Annotated in this window: 9 protein-coding genes; 5 read left to right on the forward strand and 4 right to left on the reverse strand. The window is 55.5% G+C overall.

Translation table 11 applies throughout. The features are described 5' to 3' along the window. On the reverse strand, window positions 1-256 hold a 256-nt coding region (locus BFP96_RS27440), incomplete at its 3' end, for a winged helix-turn-helix domain-containing protein (protein WP_139113457.1). Window positions 257-414: 158 nt separating this feature from the next. Between BFP96_RS27440 and BFP96_RS27445 the strand changes: the two genes are divergently transcribed. The 5 genes from BFP96_RS27445 to BFP96_RS27465 all read left to right on the forward strand — a co-directional run bounded on the left by BFP96_RS27445 (window position 415) and on the right by BFP96_RS27465 (window position 4,613). After that, on the forward strand, window positions 415-597 hold the full coding sequence (locus tag BFP96_RS27445; RefSeq protein ID WP_065885035.1) for a rubredoxin: 183 nt from the start codon (window positions 415-417) through the stop codon (window positions 595-597). Between the two features lie 27 nt (window positions 598-624). Next, window positions 625-1,494 carry a sugar phosphate isomerase/epimerase family protein gene (locus BFP96_RS27450; RefSeq protein ID WP_065933863.1) on the forward strand — a complete coding sequence of 290 codons (870 nt, stop codon included), beginning with the start codon at window positions 625-627 and terminating at the stop codon, window positions 1,492-1,494. 71 nt (window positions 1,495-1,565) lie between these two features. After that, window positions 1,566-2,198: a LysE family translocator gene (locus BFP96_RS27455; protein WP_057721872.1), complete on the forward strand. Its 633-nt coding sequence runs from the start codon at window positions 1,566-1,568 to the stop codon at window positions 2,196-2,198. Window positions 2,199-2,276: 78 nt separating this feature from the next. Next, complete coding sequence (locus tag BFP96_RS27460; protein WP_065892982.1) at window positions 2,277-3,335, forward strand: diguanylate cyclase; 1,059 nt, start codon at window positions 2,277-2,279, stop codon at window positions 3,333-3,335. Between the two features lie 48 nt (window positions 3,336-3,383). Further along, entirely contained in the window at window positions 3,384-4,613 is a 1,230-nt protein-coding gene (locus tag BFP96_RS27465) for a M20/M25/M40 family metallo-hydrolase (RefSeq protein WP_065937399.1), read from the forward strand. 796 nt (window positions 4,614-5,409) lie between these two features. On the opposite strand, the gene BFP96_RS27475 is transcribed toward BFP96_RS27465, so the two are convergent. The 3 genes from BFP96_RS27475 to BFP96_RS27485 all read right to left on the reverse strand — a co-directional run. Then, a complete protein-coding gene (locus tag BFP96_RS27475) occupies window positions 5,410-5,805 on the reverse strand; it encodes a hypothetical protein (protein ID WP_371914779.1) in 396 nt (131 codons plus the stop codon). Continuing rightward, window positions 5,777-6,190 carry a hypothetical protein gene (locus tag BFP96_RS27480; RefSeq protein ID WP_065896239.1) on the reverse strand — a complete coding sequence of 138 codons (414 nt, stop codon included), beginning with the start codon at window positions 6,188-6,190 and terminating at the stop codon, window positions 5,777-5,779. Before BFP96_RS27480 ends, BFP96_RS27475 begins: the two co-directional genes overlap by 29 nt. A gap of 1 nt (window position 6,191) precedes the next feature. Further along, on the reverse strand, window positions 6,192-7,639 hold a 1,448-nt coding region (locus BFP96_RS27485), incomplete at its 5' end, for an RHS repeat-associated core domain-containing protein (RefSeq protein ID WP_177343733.1).

Consider the following 7,639-nt stretch of genomic DNA (forward strand, 5'->3'; position numbering starts at 1 on the left):
ACGCCGGGCGCGCGCTGTCCATCGCCACGAAATAGCCGCGGCCCTGGCTGGAGGTGAGCAGGTGGCGCCCGCGTAGACGGTCCAGGGCCTCATTGAGGGTGAACTTGCTGACACCGAGGATTTCAGTCAGCTCGCGCACCGACGGCAACTTGCTGCCGGGCGCCCATTCACCGGCCTCGATGGCCTGGCTGAACGCATCCACGATCTGCTGGACCTTGGGTGTGCCTTCCACAAAGGCGATGGCCGATACCAACATTAAACGTCCTTATGTTTGCCGGTGCTTTTACCGGTGAAGTCAGGCGGGATTAGGCATCACTTTACCTGCCTGGCGCAATGCCATTGCCCTAGACTGCGCGCCATCTCGCCAGGAGTTGGCGAAATTTCCTATACGCGAGCAATGGATTCTGCACTCTCATGAAGACTTATATGTGTGCACCCTGCGGTTTTATGTACGTAGAAGCATTGGGCATTCCGGAGGACGGAATTCCCGCCGGCACCCCTTGGGAAGAGGTGCCTGAAGACTGGACATGCCCGGATTGCGGCGTGACCAAGGCCGATTTCATGGCTATCGAACTCGCTGACGCTGTCACCGCCTGACCCTCCATCAACGAAAGGAATCGCTCCATGGAAAGCAAACTGATCAACCCCGCCGTTCCGTTCTGCACCGGTGTGGCCCACCAGAAATACCTGGCCGCGGAACAGGGCCTGCAAGCCGCCATCGAAGGGCAGTGCACCCATTGGTATGTGGACGGCAGCCTGTTCGGCGAAATGGTCGACGACTGGACCGATGCGCGCATCGAAAGCCTGTTGGCGCAGATCGCCGCCAGTGGGGTCAAGCCGGTGTTCCATGGCAACTTCAAGGCGCCGCTGGGCAGTGACGTCGAGGCGTTTCGCGTGGCGGCGGTGGCCTATGTCAAGCAAGAGATCGATATCGCCAGTCGCCTCGGCGCGCCGCTGATCATTCACGGTGGCTGCATTGTCGAGCCGAAAATGGTACTCAAGGCCAAGAAAGTGGCGCTGGAGCATTACCTCAAGTCAGTCCAGGAACTGGCCACTTATGCGGCGACCAAGGGCACGGACATCTACCTGGAAAACCTGTCCAACTACGTCAACTATCGTCCTTTCCACTACATCTTCACCCATGAGGCTGAATACGCATTTGTGTTCGAGCGCCTGCAAGCCCACGACAACGTGTATTTCTTCCTCGATGCCGGCCACGCCAACATCGAGGACGGTCTGCCGGCGGCCGTGGTGCGCAAGTATCACCACTTGATCAAGGGCATTTCCTTCAGCAACAACAACGGCGTGCAAGACCAGCACTTCGGCATTCACGACGGCAACTGCGACTACGCCGACGTCATGCAGGCCATTGTCGAAACCAACTGGAAAGGCCTGGTGGCGTTTGAAACCCGCAACCAGACCGCCAAGGCGGCCCTGGCCGACCTGGCCTTGATGTACCGCGAATCCCTGACGACCGAAATCGCCGTCGCCTGATGTCATCCAGGGGTGTGCGCCTGTGGCGTGCACCCCGTTGTTGCCGTTCTCTCCATTCAAGGTCCCGGACCATGACAAGTGCGTTAACGCTGTCTTCGTTTCTCTACTTCCTGTTGTTCTGCGCCACCATGACCTTCAGTCCCGGTCCCATGACCCTGTTGCTGTTGAGCCTGGGCTTGAAGGATGGCCTGCGCAGTTCGATTCCGGCGCAGATCGGCGCCAGTGTGTCGTACCTGATTTCGATCCTGATCTTTGCCGTGGGCTTTTCGGAGCTGATCAAGGGCAACCTCGCGATTACCCAAGCCATCCAGTTTGTCGGCGTGGCCTACATCCTTTACCTGGCCTACAAGCAGTGGACCAGCAGCGGCGTGTCGATCGACAAGGCCGGCGCCGTGGAGGGCTCGCGCAGCCTGTTCGGCAAAGGGTTGCTGACCGGCTTTTCCAATCCCAAGACCATCATCATGTTCAGCGCCGTGTTCCCGCAGTTCGCCGGGGCGGGTGAGCACAGCTCGGCGGCGGATATCGCCATCCTCGGCCTGACGTTCTTGCTGCTGCAATTTGCCAGCGGTTGCCTGTACTGCTATTTCGGCCAGCGCATCAAGCACGTGCTGGAAAATCCCAGGCGGCGAGTGCTGCTGCAGCGGATCACGGCGGTGATGTTGCTCGGCGTGGCGGTCATGCTGGCTCGCGGCTTTTCGCATTGAAGCATTAGCTTGCACGCAGTAGTGGCGTTTTGACTTTGCCCTGATAGACTTCAGGGATTCACCCAGGATGCCCCTATCATGCCAGCCGTCGGAGGAAATGGACTTCCGCTCGCTTCGCGCTTGTACAAATCCCGTCTCCTGGGTATGACGCTCGGCTTTGTGTGCGTGGCGTTTGCGATGTATCCGCTGAACCCGTCCCCATGGGTGTGGGCCTGGATGCTGATCAACGCGTTTGTCTGGCCGCACCTGGCGTTTCAAGCGTCGTTGCGTGCCGTCCATGCGTTGCGCAGTGAGCGCCGCAACCTGTTGTTCGACTCCTTCTGCGGCGGGTTCTGGGTTGGTGCGATGCACTTCAATCCGCTGCCCAGCGTCACCACGTTGTCGATGATGAGCATGAACAATGTCGCCATCGGCGGGCCGCGCTTCATGCTGGCGGGGTGGGTGGCCCAGGCCCTGGGTATCGCCACGGCGCTTTTGATATTCACGCCGGCCTTTATTGCCGTGACCAGCCAGGTGCAGTTGTACGCCTGCCTGCCGATCCTGATGCTGTACCCCCTGGTTCTGGGCTGGATCTGCTATCGCCAGGCGCTGACACTGGCGCGGCACAAGCGCGAACTGCTGGCCCTGAGCCGCACCGACAGCCTGTCGGGCCTGCTCAACCACGGCGCCTGGAAAGACCATCTGGAAGTCGAGTTCCAGCGTTGCCGCCGTGGTCCGGCGGGAGCGGCCATTGCGCTGATCGATATCGACCACTTCAAACTCATCAACGACACCTATGGCCATGTCACCGGTGATATCGTTTTGCGCCAGTTGAGCAAGGTCTTGCGCCAGAACCTGCGCGGCACCGACCTAGCCGGGCGCTACGGCGGCGATGAGTTCTGCGTGATCCTGCCGGACATGCCGCTCAACCGCGCCACTGAGGTGATGGATGCCCTGCGTGATCGTTTCAACGCCTTGGCGTACGCCCAGGACCCGACCCTGCGTGCCAGCTTGAGCATCGGCCTTGCGCTGTATCACCCCGGCCATGCCGACTCCATCAGTTGGCTCAACGATGCCGACCGTGCCTTGTACGAAGCCAAAAGCAGCGGGCGCAACCGGGTCAACTCACTGCAGGGGGCTTGGTTGCGGTCCGTTTAGTGGGGTAGGGTGTGGCGATCTCCCTTCAACAAAAACAAGGACCGGTTCATGCCCTTCACCTTCCCCCGTACCCTTCTGGCCGCCACCCTGGCCTTGTCCTTCGCCCTGCCGGCCTACAGCGCCGAACCGCACAAGCAAATCCAGGCGGATGCCGTACAGTACAAGGCCGACGCCCTGAAACTGTTGGAACGCCTGGTGAATATCGACTCCGGCTCCGGCTACGAGCCCGGCCTGGCCCAAGTGCGCGATATTGCCTCGGATGAATTGAAACAGCTGGGTTTCAGTATCCAGCTGGTGCCGGACAAGGCCGCCAACAGCAGCCATGTAGTCGCCACCCTCAAGGGCACCGGCAAGGCCAAGATCCTGCTGATGGCGCACATGGACACCGTGTTCAAGGAAGGCTCGGCCGCCGAGCGTCCGTTCCATATCAAGGACGGCCGTGCCTATGGCCCCGGCGTGATGGACGACAAAGGTGGCATCGTGGCCGGCATCTACGCGCTGAAAGTCCTGAAAAACCAGGGTTTCAAGGACTATGCGCAAATCACCTTCCTGCTCGATGCCAGCGAAGAAACCGGCTCTGATGCCGCGTCCGAACTGATCCGCACCACCGCCAAGGGCCATGACGTGACCCTCAACCTGGAGCCCGGCCGCCCGGCCGATGGCCTGGTGGTCTGGCGCAAGGGCAGCGCTACCGCCGTGGTCGAAGTCAAAGGCAAAGCCGCCCACGCCGGCGTCGCGCCCGAATTGGGGCGCAACGCCGCCATGGAAGTTGCGCACCAGATCCTGCAACTGGGCAAGCTGGGGGACGAGGAAAAGAAAACCACCATCAACTTCACCGTGCTCAAGGCCGGCGACCGCACCAACGTCATCCCCGACCAGGCCACCGCCAAGGCCGACGTGCGCGCGGCGTTGCCGGAAGAGTTCGACCGCATCGAGAAGGACCTGGCGCGGGTTTCAGCGGACAAACTGATCCCCGAAACCGAAGTCAAGACCACCCTGCAACGCGGGCTGCCGCCAATGCCGCAAACGGCGGAATCGGACAAACTCGTCGCGATTGCCCAGGGCATCTACGGCGAGTTGGGCAAGACCCTGACCATCGAAGGCAGCGGCGGCGCCGCGGATGCAAGCTTGTCGGCCGGGGTAGGGACGCCGACGCTGGATGGGTTTGGGATCGTGGGCGGCAATATTCACACGCCCGAGGAATATGCCGAGGTGGAGAGTGTGGTGCCTCGGGTTTATTTGTTGAGTCGGATGATTATGGAGTTGGCCAAGCGTTGAACTGACGGAGTTGGTGTGTCTTTTTTGGCAAGGGGGCTTGTTCGCGATTGGCTGCGTAGCAGCCCTTTATCCAGCGCGAGCAACCCTCTGGTTCAAATAGGAGGAGCAGCCATTGTCGTTTCAGTTCTATAACGCATTAAGCATTCAAGTAGGGTGCTCATGAATGCTCTATTGTCGACAATGTCATCCTCGAAGTAGGTGTCGAAAAGATAGAAGACTGAATCAAAATTTTCGTCCGTGCTTAGGAAGTGCTGAAGTGTGTTGATATACCAGTCTCGTTCATCTTGCCTGTATTGGATGAATTCTGGTTTAGTCAGATCGTCAAGCAGCTGTGTGAGCTCTTCGTGATTGTTAACGTTTATAGAGGAAATAAGCTCTTCTCTGGCTGCATTCCTAGTATTTTCGATGCAGTATGTGAAAAGTAGGCCTCGAATTATTGAGAGTTTTGGCTTGAGTTTCATTTTGTATCCGTAAGGCAATGATGGGTTGTCCGTTTTCGTTTAAGAAACTCTGGCTTTCTTCGTTTTGGCGTATTCATAATCATCTCTTTATGCCCTTCCGCAGCCTCGCATTTCTATGCGGACGATGGTGTTGCCATAGTAATCTTCTCACGGTGAGGTGAGCGGATTACTGGCTTCTCTTACAGTTGTCTTAATTATTAAGAGAAATTGCATTTAATAGCTTTTAAATGGCGTGCTTAATTGTATGGGGGGTACTTTGTTTTTTCTTTTGGCTAAGGGGCTTGTAGATGTTTGCTTAGTTGTTGTTCGCGTGGGAAGGCTTCTAGATTGTAGTGTTATAAGCAGCGTAATAGCGTGCTCATAAATTTTTGCTGGTCAAGTACTTTGGTGCTGAAATAAGTTGTCATTGTTTTAAATACACAATCGAAGCTGTCGTTAGTCGTCAAGAAATGCTCAATTGAATCAATGAACCAGTGTTGCTCTGGTTGAGTGTATGCAAGAAAGTCTGGTTTGGTCAGTTTGTTAAAAAGTTCAACAAGTTCTTTTTCGTTGTTTACATGTTTTGACGCTATGAGCTCCTCTCTTTTAAGATCATAAGTATTCTCGATGTCATAAATAAATAGCAGTCCGCAAATTATTGACATGCTGGGTGCTCTTTTTTTATAATCGTAGTCCTGTGTAGGCCGTTTTGGGCTATCGACGTTAATTAAATTTTTCATAACCTTGTGCATTTATTGACTCTAGCCATTCCTTAAAGAAAGCAACTTGCTCTGCGGGGTCGTTTGTAAGGTTGTTTTTTTCAAAGTCGAATATATTGACTATGTCGTCTCTTGTGGCTGGTTTGCCTAGTGTCATTTCATATGCGACAAGGCCGCCGCTCATCTGTGAAGCCATTCTTGACGGCATAACGTTGATTTTTGCTCCTTTACAAAGAAAAGTTATATGTGGAAAGTCTGCTCTAACCTTTGCTAGGCAATTATAAATATCATTTCCCTTATAGGATTTTTTGAAGTTTTCAGCTTCGGAGAAAGTCATGGAAAGTTTTTCTAGGTTGTACCTTACGGTAACCTCCGTCGTCTGATTATTGATGATTGCTTTGATTTTCTTCGTGTTCATCTTATTTCCTGTTTGGGTTTGGGATGGAATAGCCTACATAGCTTCCATCACTTTTTATAGGTGTCATGCCCAAGATGTCTTCTGGTTCTATTTTGTGATGGATAGCGAATTCTTTTTCGTTTGCAAAGGGTGTCATTTTGCCAAGCTCTAAATTTACGTCATGTCCCGGTATACTTTTTAAAACATATAAATAGCCTTTCCTTGTTCCGTAACCCGTGGCGAAGTCTATCGCAGTGAGCCGAGAAGGTGAGGTACTTATGAAATTACTTGGCGGGTCGTTGCTGTCTAGAGCGTGCAAGTAGAGGTCATCGCTATCTCCCTTGCTCTTGAAACCATGCTTAAAAACGTCATCTGGTGGCTTTCTATCACCGCGGAATAGGTACTCTTCTTCATCAGCTGGGTATGGCGGCTCAGGCTCATGTTTTGGCGCTATTGCTTTCGCTGATGGCTCATCACTTTGGACTACAGACTTGCACCCATCCTCGCCTGGGCATGTATTCAAGCCTAGCGGGTCTATCCAACCTGTCGGGTTGGGCGCGTACCGGTACGCATTGATCCCACCTGCCAGCTTTACCGGATCCGGCGTCAGGTAACGACCGATATTCGGGTGGTAGTAGCGATGCCGGTTGTAGTGCAGGCCGCTTTCCTGGTCGAAGTACTGGCCTTGAAAACGTAGTGGGTTGTCGATTTTGCCTACGTCGAGGCGGCTGATTTCGCCGTAGGCGCGGTAGTGGGCGGACCAGACGATTTCGCCGTCGGGCGTTGTAAGTTCCTGCGGTGTGCCGAGGTGATCGAGTTGGTAGTAGTAGGGGTTGGTTTCTTCTGGGCCGAAGCCTTCCAGCAGTGCCAGCGGACGGAAGCTGTCGGGTTCATAGAGGTAGCTGCGATGACGTTCCGCATGGTGTTCGGCGATCAGCTTGTCGCCTTGCCAGAAGAACTCTGTGGTTTTCTCTTCGATGGTTTTGCTGATGCGTCGACCAAACGGGTCATAGCGATAGCTCGCGGTTTGGCCGTTGGGTTGGGTGACGCCGATCAGCCGGTGCTGGCAGTCGTAGCGGTACTCGGTGACGAGTTGCTGGCCCTTGCCACGCCGTTCGCGGATCAGGTTGCCGAAGGCGTCGTAGTCGTAATGGTGGTCGCCCTGGATCATCAGGCGATTGCCCGCCACGATGTCCGGGCCCGGCCTGTCCTGCATGAGTAAATTGCCGGCGGGGTCGTGGCCGAAACGCTCCTGTACGTCTTGCGAGTGATCGGCGCGGGTCAGGCGGTTTAGCGGGTCGTAGCGGTAACGGTGTTCGCCTTTGCGGGTATCGAGCAGGCGGGTGAGGTTGCCGGCTTTGTCGTAGTCGTATTGCCGTTGGTAAAGGTGGTTTCCTTGCTGGGTGACGGCGTGGGCGTGCAGGCGGTTTTGGTCGTCGTAGTGGTAGTGGCTGAGCAGTTGGCCTTGTT

It is taken from the genome of Pseudomonas sp. 34 E 7 (assembly GCF_900005715.1).
GTDB classification, from domain to species: domain Bacteria; phylum Pseudomonadota; class Gammaproteobacteria; order Pseudomonadales; family Pseudomonadaceae; genus Aquipseudomonas; species Aquipseudomonas orientalis_A.

What these genes read in the sequence shown, in the direction of transcription:
- BFP96_RS27465 (WP_065937399.1), top strand. Translation starts at nt 3,384, where the DNA reads ATGCCCTTCACCTTCCCCCGTACCCTTCTGGCCGCCACCCTGGCCTTG.
- BFP96_RS27455 (WP_057721872.1), top strand. Translation starts at nt 1,566, where the DNA reads ATGACAAGTGCGTTAACGCTGTCTTCGTTTCTCTACTTCCTGTTGTTC.
- BFP96_RS27450 (WP_065933863.1), top strand. Translation starts at nt 625, where the DNA reads ATGGAAAGCAAACTGATCAACCCCGCCGTTCCGTTCTGCACCGGTGTG.
- BFP96_RS27480 (WP_065896239.1), bottom strand. Translation starts at nt 6,190, where the DNA reads ATGAACACGAAGAAAATCAAAGCAATCATCAATAATCAGACGACGGAG.
- BFP96_RS27475 (WP_371914779.1), bottom strand. Translation starts at nt 5,805, where the DNA reads ATGCACAAGGTTATGAAAAATTTAATTAACGTCGATAGCCCAAAACGG.
- BFP96_RS27460 (WP_065892982.1), top strand. Translation starts at nt 2,277, where the DNA reads ATGCCAGCCGTCGGAGGAAATGGACTTCCGCTCGCTTCGCGCTTGTAC.
- BFP96_RS27445 (WP_065885035.1), top strand. Translation starts at nt 415, where the DNA reads ATGAAGACTTATATGTGTGCACCCTGCGGTTTTATGTACGTAGAAGCA.